The sequence below is a fragment of the Peribacillus sp. NPDC096447 genome, assembly GCF_044762725.1.
Classification (GTDB): Bacteria; Bacillota; Bacilli; order Bacillales; family DSM-1321; genus Peribacillus.
Genome location: NZ_JBIWEV010000001.1, coordinates 496546 through 511390 on the forward strand (window position 1 = coordinate 496546; position 14845 = coordinate 511390).

Here is a 14845-nt window from a genome sequence, read left to right on the forward strand (position 1 = left end):
GTTTTAATTTGTTTCATTTGAAAGGAGTGAAAAGATGTTTTTATTACACGCCCTCGATCAAACCATTAAAAAAGTGAAAGCACAAACAGCAAATATACTTACTTTAATGAATTTATCCCTTGGTGGATTTGCAATAATTGCCGTGATGCACGGCCAATTGAATTTAAGCCTGCTTTTAATCTTCCTGGCTGCCCTTGCAGATCGCTTTGACGGTATGGTTGCACGGAAGTTCAACATTGAATCGGAATTGGGTAAGCAGCTTGATTCCATGTGTGACATCATATCTTTTGGCGTCGCACCAGCTCTATTATTATACCAAGGAATATTGATAGAATTCGGAGCACCCGGCACACTCTTCACGGTTTTCTATATTGGCTGTGGCGCATTTCGCCTCGCCCGCTTCAATATAAGTGAAAGCAATGGATATTTTACAGGAGTGCCAATTACGGTTGCGGGCTGCATCGCTACTTTAAGTTATCTCGCCATCCCGTATTTCCATCCGGTCTTTTTCTTATCCCTCATGATTATATTATCATTGCTTATGGTCAGTCCATTTAAACTGAAGAAAGTTTAAATAAGAAAGCGGATGTCCTAAACCGGACATCCGCTTTTTTTCGTTCATATTCAGCCTAAAACCCATCTTATGCTTTTCGGACTAATGGGTCGGTCAAACGCATGAATTCTTCAACATCCTCCATACAGGCATTGACCGCTTCTTCCCAAAAATCCCGGGTCTCCAAATCGACGCCTAAATGTTTCTCCGCCAGATCCTCGACCTTCATGGAACCGGTATCCTTTAATAGAGCGATATATTTTTCTTCGAATCCTGCAGGTTCTTTCAGGGCATTCGCGTATATGCCTAATGAGAATAAGTAACCGAATGTGTACGGAAAATTATAAAATGGTACACCCGTAATATAGAAATGGAGCTTTGAAGCCCAGAACGTTGGATTATAATCACTTAAAGCATCGCCATAAGCTTCTTTTTGTGCATCGACCATCAGTTCATTCAACCGTTCGGCACTGACATACCCTTGTTTCCTCTCGTCATAAAACCTTGTCTCGAATAAGTAGCGGGCATGGATATTCATGAGTAATGCCACGGAACGCTGAATTTTATCTTCTAAAAGCACAAGCTTTTCTTCCTCACTGGCCGCTTCCTTCACAGCCGCATCCGCTACGACCAATTCAGCAAAGGTAGAGGCGGTTTCAGCCACATTCATGGCATATGACCGATTCAATGGATGGATATCCCTCATTGCATAAGAATGGAATGCATGTCCCAATTCATGAGCCAATGTCGATACATTGGATGGGGTGCCCGAATACGTCATGAAAATCCTTGACTGCTTATTTAATGGGAAGCCGGTGCAAAAACCGCCTGGTCTTTTACCTGGTCTGTCCTCCGCTTCAATCCAGCTGTCTTCAAAAGCTTTTTGGGTGAAGCTTCCTAATTGAGAACCGAACTTAGAGAATTGCTGTATGATAAAGTCTGCACCTTCTTCATAATCCATAACTTTGGACTGTGCTGTAACAGCAAGCGGTGCATCCAAATCCGCCCAACTTAATTTATCCAAATCCAATAACTCCGCTTTCCTTTTTAAAAACCTCACAAGCGGCTCCTTATGATCGGCAATGACATTCCACATGCTTTCGAGGGTTTCTTTTTTCATCCTCCCTATTTCAAGAGGCTCTTTCAAAATATCATCCCAGCCCCTTTTTTCATTCACACTGAGACGGAATCCAGCCAAGTGGTTCAGCGTCCGGGCAAAAAGGTCACTCTTTTCCTCCCAAGCCTGTTCCCATGCGGTAAATAATTCTTTCCGGGCCCCTTCATCAGGATCAGAAAATTTATTCGCCGCTTGGCCTACAGAAAGCTTTTCACCCTTATAAGGGATGGTCATTGAACCGACGATCGTATTATACATTTGGCCCCAACCTTCGAAACCGTCCATGGCCAATTGGGTGATTAATGATTCTTCCTTCACCGAAAGCTTTTCCTTTGCCTTTTCCCGGCGTTCATTCAATACGAATTTCAATTCATTCAATGGTTCTTTTTCGAGGATTTTTTTAAAAAACGCATCATCAAGCTGTATCAACTTTTCATCCAGCCTGCTTAACACCATTTTTAGTGAAGCGACTATCTTCATTTGTTTGATCCGCAGCTGACCAGCCTTTTTATCCTGCGCATTTTGAGCTTCCAGGCATCCAATGAAAGCATTGGCTTGCGTGGATTTCATATTTGTATTTTTAAAAAGATCAAATGCCTCGATTAAACTGATTTCATCATTTCCTTTTGGATTGATATTGCTTACAAGTCGGTCTAATTCTTTTACCTCTTCGTTAATTTCATCTAAAAAAATCAAGAACTCCTTAGAAGAGCTTCCTCCTTTAAAAAAAATATCCAAATCCCACGTCAAAGAATATCCCATACTAAATTGCCCCCTTTTTATCACTAATCCCATTATAGAGGTTAATTCAAAATTTTTCTAATTAAAAGGAATTTTCAGTATATTTGTCAGAACATTTTTCTATATCCCAGATTAAAAGCATGTTATGATGAATATATTCTTGGGAAAGGGGTGGTTGATTCATATGAAATTCTTTATTCACATGTCTGCCATCATCCTGCTCCTTTGGACGCTGCCCATACAGTTCCATCAACATGCACAGCAGCTGACCATTGAAGAACATACCGATGTTCACCATTGGGATAAGGCCGACAAGAAACAGCCTTTCGTGCCTTCCTTCAATTCCTGGCAGTCACTTATCATTGTTCTCATTTTCGAATTTTCCATTTTGAGTTTTCTTTATTTTCACTCAAATCTTCGCCTGCGATATCTCAGTCCGGTTTTTTTTCAGGCGAATTACGTAGCCTTACGCTCTGACATTTTATAAAAAAATAAAATGGAGGAGTGATTCATATGTGGTTTCGATTAATTATGATAGGGGTCTTTTCTTTAACCGCTTCACGTCTGTTCCTTTTTCAAGGAATTGAGATTTATCATGCATTTACGGATTTGATCCGTAATAAATATTAAGAAAAAGAGTGCGGGGAAATTTCCCCGCACTCTCTTTGACTTTATCATTCCTATCCTTTAGCTTTCTTTTCCTTCTCTTTTTCTGCTCTGTAAAATTCGTGGAACATCTTCATCAAGGCACGTTTTTCGATCCTTGATACATAACTGCGGGAAATGCCAAGCTCCTTAGCGATTTCCCTCTGGGTTTTTTCCTTTTTCAAATCCAGTCCGAACCTGCCTACAATGACTTCCTTTTCGCGTTCATCCAAAATATCAATATACTTTTTCACTTTTTCAATTTCCATATTGAGCTGAATCGTATCGATGACATCCTCCGATTCCGATTTCAGTACATCGATTAAACTGATTTCATTTCCTTCTTTATCCTGACCGATCGGATCATGCAGGGAGATATCTTTCTTCGTTTTCTTTGTCGCTCGTAAATGCATCAGGATCTCATTCTCAATGCATCGCGCCGCATATGTGGCCAGCTTCGTACCCTTCCCATCCGAATAACTCTCAATGGCCTTTATCAATCCAATTGTCCCAATCGAAATCAAATCCTCTGTATCTTCGCCCGTATTCTCGAATTTCTTGACGATATGGGCAACAAGCCTGAGATTATGCTCGATCAGGATGTTACGGGCATCACCATCACCCTCACTCATAAGCTTCAGATATTTCTTTTCATCCTGAGATGACAGAGGCTGGGGAAAAGCGTTGTTTTTCACATAGGAAACGAATAAGTAAAATTCTTTGATAATATAACCGACAACTGTAAGTATTCCGGGCATTGGTTTCATCCCCCGTTTCTTTGGTTTCCCTATTCATACCTATGCAGCAGTGGGCTTGTTCGTGTCTGTCCCACTAAAAGAAATCAGGAAAGTGTTAAATGTTCAAACCAGCCTGGAGGAATATCCCAAACGAACGAAGGCAATTGTTCATATAATGATAGGGAATTTTTTAGGGAAAGGGGGTTTTACGATGGGATATAACTATGGACCATACGGATGCACCTATGGTTATCCGGCTCCTGCGCCTTGCTACGCAGGGTCCGGTTACGGCTTTGGTTATGGCCTGTTTATTGTCCTCTTGATTTTATTGCTCATTTTCGGGTTTTGGTGGTTGCCGGGATGTGGATTCGGTTATGGAGGATCAGGTCCTTGCTGCTGATTCAGGCAAAGAAAAAACTCGGCCCTAGTGCCGAGTTTCCCCTTTTACATATTCATTTCTACCGTTGCAGTTCCGAGTTATCGTCATAACAACATACCTTCAATTTTATCATGTTTCCAATGGCCTCTTCCGCTGTACATATATACATACAAACCATGACAATGCTGGCAATACACCGGCAGATCCCTTAGCCGGTATCCTTCTCCTGCCAATAGCAACGCTTCTCTCCTTTTACGTAAAACAAGTTCAACATATTAACCTCCACCTTTCTTAAAATTATATTTTAATGAACGGGATACCAACCTCGTATGTTTTTAGAAAAAAGGACGGTGCTTCATCGCTTTATCTAGATGTTCTTCTCGAATCTTGTGGATTCTCTCCTGCTGCAAACATTCCTCGGCAGTCATTTTTTTCATTTTAATCGTGATTGTGAAAAAAAGCATATTCAGTGTCATAATATCACCTCCTTTAAAGGGGCGGCCCAACAAAAAGGCATAAAAAGGCCGCAGAAAGTTAAGTCCTCCTGCGGGTTCTTTTTGAAAATATAAAAAGGCCGCAGGATAAAACACTTCTCCCTGCGGCCGCTATGTCTGAATGATTAATAAAGCCAAATTGCTTTAGAAATATTCCGCTTGGCACAGGTCGAATGTTATGTGATTGTCATTTGAAACGGACCGGCTGATTGCGACGACTCCATATAGATACAATGTCATTTTCTTCGACCTCCTTTGGAATATTTTTTATTACCTGGTAAGTATATCCATAAATTCAATTTTTGTAAACGGCTTTTGCCTACTTTTTTGAAAATTTCGATCTTTTTACCCATTTTCAAGAGCAATTATTAGCTAAAGGAGGGAAGCAGTATGATAAATCTACCCCTTTATGGGCAACAATGTTATAAAAACAAAAAACCTGATTCCTTTAAGGAATCAGGTTTGCTTTTATTGTTTTAAAGAGTCCTGGTCATCCATTTCGGCCAAGATCTTTTTATATTTTTTGGATAAGGAGAAAAATACTATGGATATGCCCAGGAACATTATTGTCGCTCCCATATAGACATATGTGTCAATCATCGCTTTGTCGCCAGAGGGAAGGATGGTTCCTATATAGAAGAACGAACCCACACATAACAAAGTGATCGCAAATTGTTTAAAATCGACCATTTTCGAACGCAGCATTGCCGCCGTTTGTTTTTTGCGGTTTTTCATGCCATTCCACCTTCTTTCAAGCTAATAAGATATCGATATCTCATTCTACCATATTTATTCCAAATTCCAGGGTGTAAATAATGGCAGTTAGCTTGGAAGCGTTCCCTCTCCGATTATCCTTGTAGCGCTTGTTCCAAGTCTTCCAACAGGTCTTCAACATCTTCCAGACCAACTGAAATGCGAATCAACCCATCGGTTATCCCAAGCTCTGCACGTCGCTCAGCCGGAATGGAGGCATGTGTCATCAAGGCTGGAATCGAAATTAAGCTTTCCACTGCTCCCAGACTTTCCGCAAGTGTAAAGAATCTCACTTTATTCAAAACGGATGCGGCTTTTTCGGCACTGCCGACATCAAACGAAACCATACCGCCGAATCCACGCGATTGTTTTTTGGCAATATCATGATTCGGGTGGCTTTCAAGACCTGGGTAATAGATTTTCGAAACGTCTTTATGCCCGGATAGGAAACGGACGATTTCGGATGTATTTTTTTCATGTTCTTCCATCCGGATACCCAGCGTTTTAATGCCTCGCATCAGCAGCCATGAATCCTGGGGCCCTAGCACGCCTCCTGTAGAGTTTTGGATGAAATGAAGGTCATTGCCAAGTTTTTCATCATTCACCACGACAAGACCCGCTACAACATCGCTGTGTCCCCCCAGGTACTTCGTAGCGCTATGAAGCACGACATCGGCTCCAAGTGTAAGTGGATTTTGCCAGTATGGCGTACTGAAGGTATTATCCACAATGGTCAGGATGCCGTTTTCTTTAGCTATTTTTGATACTTCCTCCAGATCGGTGATTTTCAATAATGGATTCGTAGGAGTTTCAATGAACAGTGCCTTCGTATTATCCTTTATCTCTTTTTCAATCGAGTGCATGTCACTCGTATTAATGAACGTAGCCTCCACCCCGAAGCGGTTAAGCACTTTAGTGATGACCCGGAATGACCCTCCATAAACGTCATCGGTCATCAATACATGATCACCTTGATTGAACAGCATCATAACCGCGGTCATCGCTGCCATTCCTGATCCGAAGGCAAAGCCTCTTTTTCCTTCTTCGAGATCCTTGATCAACTCTTCGAGGGCATGGCGGGTTGGGTTGCCTGTACGGGAATATTCATACCCCCGGTGATTACCCGGTCCATCCTGTTTATAGGTGCTCACTTGATAAATCGGCACCGAAACCGCTCCTGTTTTTTCATCACCAACAATGCCGCCATGGATCAATTGTGTTTTTTTTCTCATTTTACATACCTCCCTGATAAATTTTTTTGCTTAAGTATCGTTCACTGGAATCCGGAAATATGACGACGATATTCGACCCACGGGAAGCCTTGGCTGCTTCTTTCATGGCAGCTGCAAATGCCGCGCCCGAGGAACTGCCGACAAGGAGGCCTTCTTTAAGTGCCAATTCCTTTACCATATGGAAAGCGTCATGATCGCTTATCGTATGGATTTGATCAAAATACGTTTCATCCATATAGGTTGGCAAAAATTCCATCCCGATGCCCTCTGTTTTATGGGGCCCTGCTTTGCCGCCGTTTAAAATCGATCCTTCTGGTTCGACAATGACCGTTTTGACAGCAGCGTTCTTTTCTTTTATATATCGCGATGTTCCCATGAATGTCCCGCCCGTCCCGGCGCCGGCAACAAACACATCTACATCGCCTTCCATCTGTTCCCATATTTCAGGTCCCAGCGTTTTATAATATGCATCAGGATTGGATGGGTTGGCGAACTGCTGAGGACAATAAGATCCCGGAATTTCAGCCAGCAGCGCCTTAGCCTTGGCAATCGCTCCTGTCATTCCATCCTCTGTCGGGGTCTGGATCACATTCGCTCCAAGAGCACGCATCAATTCCTGTTTCTCGGCACTGAATTTCTCCGGAACGCAAAAAATCACGTCCACACCACTGTTTATCGCAGCCAACGCCAAGCCAATTCCAGTATTTCCGGCAGTCGGTTCGATGATCGTCCCGCCCTTTTTCACCTTCCCTGTCTGTAACGCTTGGGCTAATAATTCTTGACCAAGCCGATCCTTCACACTGCCTCCCGGATTAAAGTATTCCAGTTTGGCAAAGATGCGGACTTCATCCGGAAGCGGGAAATGGGTAATTTCCATCATCGGTGTTTCACCTATCAGCTCATGAATGTTTTGAAAGACTTTCATATTCGGACATCCTTTCATAGTTATCCTACCAATTTAATAAGAATTATGCAATAAAGAATGATCAGCGAAAAGGCTTCCGCTGATCACTTACCATTCATTTCATTTTTTCAACCATTTTCAAAATCAGTGCCGCTGAATGAAGAGCCGCAGTTTCCAGGAATTTATCAAAGGAGATATTGGACTCCTTACCTGCGATATCCGAAAGGGAACGAATGATGACAAACGGTGTTTTGAATTGGAAGGCTACCTGTGCAATAGCTGCAGCTTCCATTTCCACCGCGTATAAATCAGAGAATTTCCCTCTGACGAATTCAACCCTGACAGGATCATTCATGAAAGAATCCCCCGTAACGATCAACCCTTTCGCCACTTGAATATCCTCGATTTCTTTTGCTGCTTCTTCTGCGATTGCTAGTAGCTTTTCATCCGGGATGAAAGCTGCCGGAAGCTGAGGGACTTGACCGTACTCATATCCAAAAATCGTCACATCGACATCATGGTGGCGAACTTCCGTGGATATGACCACATCCCCTACATTAAGTGCTGGATGATATCCGCCTGCAGAGCCAGTATTGATGACTGCATCCGGTTTGAATTTTTCTAACAGGATCGTTGTTGACATTGCCGCATTCACTTTACCGATTCCCGATTTAAGCAAAATGACCTCGACACCATTCAGTGTTCCTGTATTGAACTCGGAACCGGCAATGGTCACCCGCTCCAAACCTTCCAATTTATCACGTAAAATCGTAACTTCTTCTTCCATTGCTCCGATTATGGCTACCTTCATTAGTAAAAACCTCTTCCTATAATTTTTCCGCCTCCATAATCCAGACAAATTGATTGCAGCGCTCGAAGTTCACTTTGTATCCATTTGCTTCAAGTACTTTTTCCAAAAAAGGAATCGTAGTATAATATTCCGTTTGCAAATCGTTCGCCAAATTATGAAAGCCGGCCTGCCTTGCATCTTGAATCGCTCGTTCATGAGCTTCCCTTGATTGATACATCGTATCCGCAAACACTATTTTACCACCAGTATTCAGTAACTTTCCATAGTTGGCTATCGCTTTTTCTTTTTCTTCATCGGTTAAATGATGAAACGCATACGTGCTCACGATCGAATCAACCTGTTCCGGCTTAGGAAAATCGATAAAATCCCCATCTGCAATTTCTGTTTTTCCACGCAGCTTGCTTACCGCTATTTCCCTCATCGCAGGTGAGGGTTCAATACCCGATACCTTTAGGCCTTTCCTCAAAAGCCTTTCCGTCAAATTCCCGGTACCTACGCCGAACTCCAGCACATGACCATGAGCCCTGTCCGTGACGCTATCCAATATCCTATCATAATGTTTAAAAACCTCTTGATACTCAATATCGTGTCCACTAACCGTATCATCATACGATTTCGACCATTCTTCAAATAAATCGATAAATTCTCTGCCCATTTTTAATCACCTTTTTATGATAAGATAATAAAACCTATAAGCATAATATGAAATAAACTCAGAAACAGTTCTTATTTTTTAGGCAAATCCATCAATCGGTTCAGATTCGGCGAAAATGGTGTTAAACTAACAGTATCTAAATGTTGGAGGGGAACAGTCATGAGTTTTCAACTTGACTTAAACTTATTTGAAGATAAAATAGAATTTTTCGAGGCAGAAAGCATCAAGAATCTTGAAGAAAAAATCCAATCACAAATTGAAATCAATAAAGCGATCATGCTCCAGGTGGAATCCGTGTCACACCAAATGTATGTAAGTGAGGAAGGCAGACGTTTTTATAGTGCTGTCGTCCACTTTAAAGCAAAAAAATGATCACGATGAAAAACCCCCGAAAAGCGGAATTCCTTTCGGGGGTTTTATGTTTATGATTTGAACATTACCTTTTGTCGTTTGTCTTCAGTTCTTCGACTTTTACAGGTTTCCAACCTGATCCGTCCACCCATTCAATATAAACACGGTAGGTTTTAGGATTATCTCCTTCAGAAACGGTTCCGATAGCGGTGCTTGGCGAACCGCCGTTTTGCAGCCACCATAGCTTCATGCTGCCTTCATCGATTCCAGCTCCGCTTGCTATGGCTTTACTCATTTCATTCCAATCGACCGAGCCCTTTTCGAAGCTTGTAGTGTGCTCCCCGGATTGCTCAGTTCCTACTGGTTCCCAGCCCTCACTCGTATATGTAGCCGCAACATTGCCATCGCCGCTGCCTTCCACTTCCACAAGTTCGGCATCCCCTGCTTTTTCTGGATCTGCACCATCTTCTGCCTTCTCTTCTGAATCTTCCTCTGTTGCTTTACTATCTTCTTCTGTTGCATCTTCTTCTGTTGCATCTTCTTCTGTTGCTTTATCTCCTACTGCGTCTTCCTTCTCTGAATCCGTTTCTTCCTTTTTGCCAGCAGGCTTGTCCGCTACTTTCCCCGATTCTGTATCGGCGATTTGCTTTGGTTCAGTCGTGGCTTTTTTTGTTTCGGTGCCATCGTCACTTAAGAAAATCGTGACTGCGACAATGACGATTAAAATGGAAACGATGGTGATAGCAATATTATATATTTTATTTACTTTTCTTTTTTGATCTCTCTGATTAAAACGTGAGCCCAAGGTCCATTCCTCCCTTACCTTTTCTTACTGCCTCATTTTAACATGATTTAGCTAGAGATAGAAGGGAAGGGTTTCCTACACTTTTCGTCAATTCTCGCTATTGTCCTGGTCCTTGGAGTACAGGACTTTTACAATATCTGAAAAAAGAGGCGTCATGCTGGAACTATTTTCCTTCGTTTCAAAACTTACGGTAACAAGAGCATATTTGGGATCTTTATATGGAAAGTAGCCCGCAAACCATTTATTGAGCTCCCCTTTTTCGATATTGGTCTGAGCTGTTCCTGACTTGCCGGCGACCTCAACAGGCAAATCTCTCAAGGCAGCGCCCGTCCCTTTCTCTTCCGTCACGACCTTCCTAAGAAGATGCTGCATCTTCATCGCCGTATATGGAGACAGTGTCTCACCGCCAATACTTTGATTGGGAAAATCGACTACGGTCGTACTGTTGTTAAATTCGACCTTTGAAACGGCTTTGACCTGTTCCTTCTTGCCGCCGCGTGCAATCGTAGCCATCATATTCGCTATCGCGAGCGGTGTCGTTTGGACATCCTGCTGGCCAATTGCCGTTTTGGCAATCATTTTCGGATCTTTTTTTAAATCGTCATCATGCCAGACCTTACCGGCTTGTTCATGATGCAACTGAGTGACTTCGGTGTGATACACGTCCCCTTGCCAGCCTGTTTCACCAACCAGCCCTAACATTTTAGCATATTTATCCAAAAAATCCGGATCCTTCTCAGCTATTTCCTGTGACAATTCGGCAAACGTCCTGTTGCAGCTTTGGGCAAAGCTATTTTCAAAATTAAGAATGCCCAGTTCTCTCTGTTTATCCGTTTTCCCGTCTATCGTCAAATTACAATTAAATGTCCGGGTGTGACTAGCGGCTTCATAATCGATGGCAGCTGCTGCCGTGACCGTTTTAAAGACGGAGCCCGGTGTTTTTTGAGTCAGCATCATATTGACTGCCCCTTCGCCATTCGGATCTTTTATATTAAGCGCCGGACGTGATACCATGGCGACGATTTCACTTTTTTCAATATCGATCAGTACAAGACCGCCTTTTTTTATCCCGCGTTCATCGACGAGCTTCTCCGCTTTTTCCTGAATTTCTTTATCGATCGTCGTCACGACCTTCACCGGGTAAAGCGGATTTGCAGGTTCCACATATTTAACATCGACACCGAACATTGGCCCTCCGCTGGCGTCCACGTGAAAAACGAGCTTCGATTCCCCAGCGGAAAGCAAGAACTCATCGAAGGTCCTTTGCAGCCCCGTATTGCCTATTTTCGTTTCAGGAGATAAATTCATGTCCGGATAACGTTTTTTCTTTTCGGCATCTGATATATTCGTCGTGCCGATCAATTGCGCTGCAGGGGTTTGATCATGATATAATTTCTCGTTCACGGCAAAGACCCCGGGAATCTTCAGTTCATTGATTGCCTTCGATTGGCTGGATGTCAACTCTATCGGTTCATCCCCGCCAAATACGAATGGTTCTTCCGCTTGTTCTATTGCCCGTTTTAACTCCGCTTCCGATTTGCCTATTATCGAGGCCACTTCATCTATAGGCCATGTCATTTTTTTTAAAAATGGAAATAGGACGAGCGTCGGGATTTCTTCATGTGCAAGCGGTTCTCCATTTCTGTCATAAAACTTTCCGCGTCCATCATCAATCTTTAATATCTGTGAACGCTGATTCACGCTTGCCTCTAACAGGTTCACATTATGCTTTGAAAAAGATTCTGTCGATACAAGTTGGATGTAGGCAAGCCTGCCTATGAGCATCAGCATGAAAGCGGTCAAAAAAAGAGCCAGCAACCTCATTCGTTTCTTTTTCATAAAATACACCTCGTAACCATTGTTGACGAGGTGCGAATTTTTAAACAATTATGAACAAATTTAACGCGGCATTTTTCCGATAAAAAAAGGATGCCCCATGGACATCCCCTTTTGCATTTAATTAGTCGATGGAAACAATCTTGACGCTCATTTCGCCGCCAGGTGTCATGATAGATACCTTGTCGCCGACCCTTTTCCCTATCAGGCTTTTCGCGATCGGGGAATCATTGGAGATTTTCCCTTCGAATGGATCCGCTTCAACGCTTCCTACGATGGAATATGTTTCTTCATCACCATTTGGAAGTTCAACGAATGTTACCGACTTTCCAAGTGAAACTGTGTCTGTATTCGAATCATTGCCTTCAATGATTTTTGCATTACGGATCATGTTTTCGATTGTTGTAATACGTCCTTCAACGAAAGCCTGCTCTTCTTTTGCGGAATCGTACTCTGAGTTCTCGGAAAGGTCCCCAAAACTGCGGGCGATTTTGATTCTTTCCACCACTTCTTTACGTTTGACCGTTTTTAACTGTTCCAGTTCCTGTTCAAGCTTTAACTTACCTTCAATAGTCATTGGATATTCTTTTTCAATTGCCAAAACCCTTCACTCCTTCAAATTCTTTACAGCAAGCATTCGCTGTGACAAGTTTATGTACTATATAGTGCTTAACCCTGAAATCGAGTCAGAATATATAATTGCGCGACTTAAAAAGTACGCGCTTCGATACTAAGAAACATCCGTTCCTTAGTATATAAACCGACTGCGGTGTGCAGCCGGTTCGTTCTGTATCAAGAATAGAGTATTGCGTTTTCCAACATTTGTCCAGTCTTTCCCAATAAATAGTTGGGATTATTTAAATAAACGGAGGAAAATGGCACCTATCATTATTTATGCTATGTTATTACAAAAAAGACTTTTGTTCAAGGATTGTTTGAATTTTTGTCACCATGAGGTCAATTGCCACATGGTTTTGACCGCCTTCTGGAATGATGATGTCGGCATAACGCTTCGTCGGTTCTATGAATTGATTATGCATCGGGCGGACGACACTGATGTATTGTTCGATGACGGAATCTATGGAACGGCCGCGTTCTTTAATATCACGGGTCATCCGACGAAGGATCCGCAAGTCTGCGTCCGTATCAACATATAGTTTCATATCCATCAAGTCTCGGAGGCGCTCGTCCTCCAGCACAAGAATCCCTTCAAGGATGATGACATCCTGGGGCTCAACTGTGATGACTTCTTCTGAACGAGTATGGATCGAATAATCATACACAGGTTTTTCTATCGTTTCATAGCGCAGCAATGCGTTAATGTGATCGATTAGCAAATCATTATCAAAGGCAAGCGGATGATCATAGTTCGTTTTCAAGCGCTCTTCAAAAGGCAGATGACTTTGATCTTTATAGTAATAATCTTGTTCGATCATCAATATGGAATGTCCTTGAAAGAATTCAAAAATGGAACGGGTAACACTTGTTTTACCTGATCCGGACCCTCCGGTAACTCCGATGACCACTGGTTTCTTTCTTGTCATGTCAATTCTCCTTCCGCATCATATTGTTCACATAAACTCTATTATCTACTTGAATGCGGACAATTTGAAGCGGATGGCGGGCTGCCTCCAGCTCCTTACCTGACTCATCCCAGATCGTACCGATTTTTTGAGTGAAGTTTTCGATTTCAGGTCCAAAAAACTCCACTTCATCTCCAGGCTTGAAGAAATTACGTTGCTGCATGGTAACGATTTTAGTTTCCTCGTTGTAATCAAGCACCAACCCTGCGAAGTCGAAGCGAGTCTTTACGGTATGATTCCCGAACATTTGCTGTTTATACCCAGGAATTTCCCCTTCCATGAACGATGATGCCGTCTCACGATTCGCACACTTATCAAGCTCTTCCAGCCATTCTTGTTTAATCTTGAAATTGTCCGGATCGGCACAATACGCATCAATCACTTTACGATAGACACTGACAACTGTTGCAATATAATGAATGGACTTCATTCTTCCTTCGACTTTTAAGCTGTCTATGCCAATTTCAATCATGCCTGGCAGAGATTCAATCAGCTTCAAGTCTTTTGGACTCATTGCGAATGGAGCATCTTCTTTATCGAATAAAGCCTTTTCCCCGTCTTGATCCAACTCATATAAATCATAATCCCAACGGCAAGACTGACAGCAGCCGCCGCGGTTCGAATCACGCGCCGTCATATGGTTCGAAAGGGTGCATCGTCCAGAATAGGCAATGCACATGGCTCCATGAACGAAAGCCTCGATCTCGATATCGACCTTCTCCTTCATTTCACGTATTTCATCAGCACTCGTCTCACGTGCCAAAACAACCCGCTCCAAGCCTTCCTCTTTCCAATACTGAACAGCCTTCCAGTTTGATAGCGATTGCTGTGTGCTTAAATGGATCTCGACGTTCGGAGCGACCCGTTTACAGGTTTCGATGATTAATGGATCGGCTACGATGATACCATGAACCCCAGCCTCCTGAAGTCCTTCCAGGTATTCATCCAAACCATCTATATTTTCATTATGCGCGAAGATATTTGTCGTTACATATACTTTAGCGCCATACTTTTTAGCGAATTCGACGCCTTCCTTCATTTCCTCAAACGTGAAGTTGCCGGCATTGGAACGAAGACCATATTCCTGACCGCCAATGAATACGGCATCCGCGCCGTAATGGACGGCAATTTTTAATTTTTCAAGGTTGCCGGCCGGAGCCAGCAATTCCGGTTTTTTTACAATGACTCTCTTTCCATCAACGATCTTGGAAATTTTATCAGCAATAGCATTCAAGGCTATTCCTCCTCT

At 42.7% G+C, this 14845-nt stretch carries 17 protein-coding genes; 4 read left to right on the forward strand and 13 right to left on the reverse strand.

Annotation, left to right across the window (positions count from 1 at the left end; translation table 11 throughout):
* Positions 1-34 precede the first annotated feature (34 nt).
* Complete coding sequence (gene pssA, locus ACIQZD_RS02515; RefSeq protein ID WP_207437093.1) at positions 35-574, forward strand: CDP-diacylglycerol--serine O-phosphatidyltransferase; 540 nt, start codon at positions 35-37, stop codon at positions 572-574.
* 67 nt (positions 575-641) lie between these two features.
* On the opposite strand, the gene ACIQZD_RS02520 is transcribed toward pssA, so the two are convergent.
* A complete protein-coding gene (locus ACIQZD_RS02520; protein WP_402897793.1) occupies positions 642-2432 on the reverse strand; it encodes a M3 family oligoendopeptidase in 1791 nt (596 codons plus the stop codon).
* Between the two features lie 163 nt (positions 2433-2595).
* Between ACIQZD_RS02520 and ACIQZD_RS02525 the strand changes: the two genes are divergently transcribed.
* On the forward strand, positions 2596-2898 hold the full coding sequence (locus tag ACIQZD_RS02525; RefSeq protein ID WP_402897796.1) for a hypothetical protein: 303 nt from the start codon (positions 2596-2598) through the stop codon (positions 2896-2898).
* Between the two features lie 193 nt (positions 2899-3091).
* Here ACIQZD_RS02525 and sigK read toward each other — a convergent pair whose 3' ends face one another.
* Positions 3092-3814 (reverse strand): RNA polymerase sporulation sigma factor SigK, encoded by a 723-nt coding sequence (sigK, locus tag ACIQZD_RS02530; RefSeq protein ID WP_034308596.1) that lies wholly within the window; start codon positions 3812-3814, stop codon positions 3092-3094.
* A gap of 190 nt (positions 3815-4004) precedes the next feature.
* Here sigK and ACIQZD_RS02535 point away from each other — a divergent pair, with 190 nt between their 5' ends.
* Positions 4005-4193, forward strand: a complete 189-nt coding sequence (locus ACIQZD_RS02535) for a sporulation protein YjcZ (RefSeq protein ID WP_402897800.1) — start codon at positions 4005-4007, stop codon at positions 4191-4193.
* A 314-nt stretch (positions 4194-4507) separates the two neighbouring features.
* Here the strand turns inward: ACIQZD_RS02535 and ACIQZD_RS02540 are convergent, their stop codons facing one another.
* The 6 genes from ACIQZD_RS02540 to ACIQZD_RS02565 form a co-directional block, all read right to left on the reverse strand.
* Positions 4508-4648, reverse strand: a complete 141-nt coding sequence (locus ACIQZD_RS02540; RefSeq protein ID WP_072273247.1) for a YrzI family small protein — start codon at positions 4646-4648, stop codon at positions 4508-4510.
* Between the two features lie 486 nt (positions 4649-5134).
* Positions 5135-5401, reverse strand: coding sequence for a YrhC family protein (locus tag ACIQZD_RS02545; RefSeq protein WP_402897803.1), 267 nt, complete (start codon positions 5399-5401; stop codon positions 5135-5137).
* A gap of 113 nt (positions 5402-5514) precedes the next feature.
* A complete protein-coding gene (locus ACIQZD_RS02550; protein ID WP_402897806.1) occupies positions 5515-6651 on the reverse strand; it encodes a bifunctional cystathionine gamma-lyase/homocysteine desulfhydrase in 1137 nt (378 codons plus the stop codon).
* 1 nt (position 6652) lies between these two features.
* Positions 6653-7576 carry a PLP-dependent cysteine synthase family protein gene (locus tag ACIQZD_RS02555; protein WP_402897808.1) on the reverse strand — a complete coding sequence of 308 codons (924 nt, stop codon included), beginning with the start codon at positions 7574-7576 and terminating at the stop codon, positions 6653-6655.
* 94 nt (positions 7577-7670) lie between these two features.
* Positions 7671-8366, reverse strand: coding sequence for a 5'-methylthioadenosine/S-adenosylhomocysteine nucleosidase (gene mtnN / locus ACIQZD_RS02560; protein WP_101222634.1), 696 nt, complete (start codon positions 8364-8366; stop codon positions 7671-7673).
* 16 nt (positions 8367-8382) lie between these two features.
* Positions 8383-9021: a class I SAM-dependent DNA methyltransferase gene (locus tag ACIQZD_RS02565; RefSeq protein ID WP_402897812.1), complete on the reverse strand. Its 639-nt coding sequence runs from the start codon at positions 9019-9021 to the stop codon at positions 8383-8385.
* A 159-nt stretch (positions 9022-9180) separates the two neighbouring features.
* Here ACIQZD_RS02565 and ACIQZD_RS02570 point away from each other — a divergent pair, with 159 nt between their 5' ends.
* Positions 9181-9393: a DUF2536 family protein gene (locus tag ACIQZD_RS02570; protein ID WP_048682770.1), complete on the forward strand. Its 213-nt coding sequence runs from the start codon at positions 9181-9183 to the stop codon at positions 9391-9393.
* A 64-nt stretch (positions 9394-9457) separates the two neighbouring features.
* Here ACIQZD_RS02570 and ACIQZD_RS02575 read toward each other — a convergent pair whose 3' ends face one another.
* The 5 genes from ACIQZD_RS02575 to ACIQZD_RS02595 all read right to left on the reverse strand — a co-directional run bounded on the left by ACIQZD_RS02575 (position 9458) and on the right by ACIQZD_RS02595 (position 14830).
* A complete protein-coding gene (locus tag ACIQZD_RS02575) occupies positions 9458-10177 on the reverse strand; it encodes a DUF1510 family protein (RefSeq protein ID WP_402897817.1) in 720 nt (239 codons plus the stop codon).
* Positions 10178-10264: 87 nt separating this feature from the next.
* Positions 10265-12016: a peptidoglycan D,D-transpeptidase FtsI family protein gene (locus tag ACIQZD_RS02580; RefSeq protein WP_402897820.1), complete on the reverse strand. Its 1752-nt coding sequence runs from the start codon at positions 12014-12016 to the stop codon at positions 10265-10267.
* Positions 12017-12137: 121 nt separating this feature from the next.
* Positions 12138-12614, reverse strand: a complete 477-nt coding sequence (greA, locus tag ACIQZD_RS02585; protein WP_101222638.1) for a transcription elongation factor GreA — start codon at positions 12612-12614, stop codon at positions 12138-12140.
* A gap of 304 nt (positions 12615-12918) precedes the next feature.
* Positions 12919-13557: a uridine kinase gene (gene udk, locus ACIQZD_RS02590; RefSeq protein WP_034308619.1), complete on the reverse strand. Its 639-nt coding sequence runs from the start codon at positions 13555-13557 to the stop codon at positions 12919-12921.
* 1 nt (position 13558) lies between these two features.
* A complete protein-coding gene (locus ACIQZD_RS02595; protein WP_402897824.1) occupies positions 13559-14830 on the reverse strand; it encodes a peptidase U32 family protein in 1272 nt (423 codons plus the stop codon).
* Positions 14831-14845 lie beyond the last annotated feature (15 nt).

Bases quoted from the DNA above. Each gene is read 5' to 3' on its own strand.
- ACIQZD_RS02555 (WP_402897808.1), bottom strand. From the start codon at position 7,576: ATGAAAGTCTTTCAAAACATTCATGAGCTGATAGGTGAAACACCGATG.
- ACIQZD_RS02570 (WP_048682770.1), top strand. From the start codon at position 9,181: ATGAGTTTTCAACTTGACTTAAACTTATTTGAAGATAAAATAGAATTT.
- sigK (WP_034308596.1), bottom strand. From the start codon at position 3,814: ATGCCCGGAATACTTACAGTTGTCGGTTATATTATCAAAGAATTTTAC.
- ACIQZD_RS02580 (WP_402897820.1), bottom strand. From the start codon at position 12,016: ATGAAAAAGAAACGAATGAGGTTGCTGGCTCTTTTTTTGACCGCTTTC.
- ACIQZD_RS02540 (WP_072273247.1), bottom strand. From the start codon at position 4,648: ATGACACTGAATATGCTTTTTTTCACAATCACGATTAAAATGAAAAAA.
- ACIQZD_RS02535 (WP_402897800.1), top strand. From the start codon at position 4,005: ATGGGATATAACTATGGACCATACGGATGCACCTATGGTTATCCGGCT.
- ACIQZD_RS02525 (WP_402897796.1), top strand. From the start codon at position 2,596: ATGAAATTCTTTATTCACATGTCTGCCATCATCCTGCTCCTTTGGACG.
- udk (WP_034308619.1), bottom strand. From the start codon at position 13,557: ATGACAAGAAAGAAACCAGTGGTCATCGGAGTTACCGGAGGGTCCGGA.
- pssA (WP_207437093.1), top strand. From the start codon at position 35: ATGTTTTTATTACACGCCCTCGATCAAACCATTAAAAAAGTGAAAGCA.
- mtnN (WP_101222634.1), bottom strand. From the start codon at position 8,366: ATGAAGGTAGCCATAATCGGAGCAATGGAAGAAGAAGTTACGATTTTA.
- ACIQZD_RS02565 (WP_402897812.1), bottom strand. From the start codon at position 9,021: ATGGGCAGAGAATTTATCGATTTATTTGAAGAATGGTCGAAATCGTAT.
- ACIQZD_RS02520 (WP_402897793.1), bottom strand. From the start codon at position 2,432: ATGGGATATTCTTTGACGTGGGATTTGGATATTTTTTTTAAAGGAGGA.
- ACIQZD_RS02545 (WP_402897803.1), bottom strand. From the start codon at position 5,401: ATGAAAAACCGCAAAAAACAAACGGCGGCAATGCTGCGTTCGAAAATG.
- ACIQZD_RS02550 (WP_402897806.1), bottom strand. From the start codon at position 6,651: ATGAGAAAAAAAACACAATTGATCCATGGCGGCATTGTTGGTGATGAA.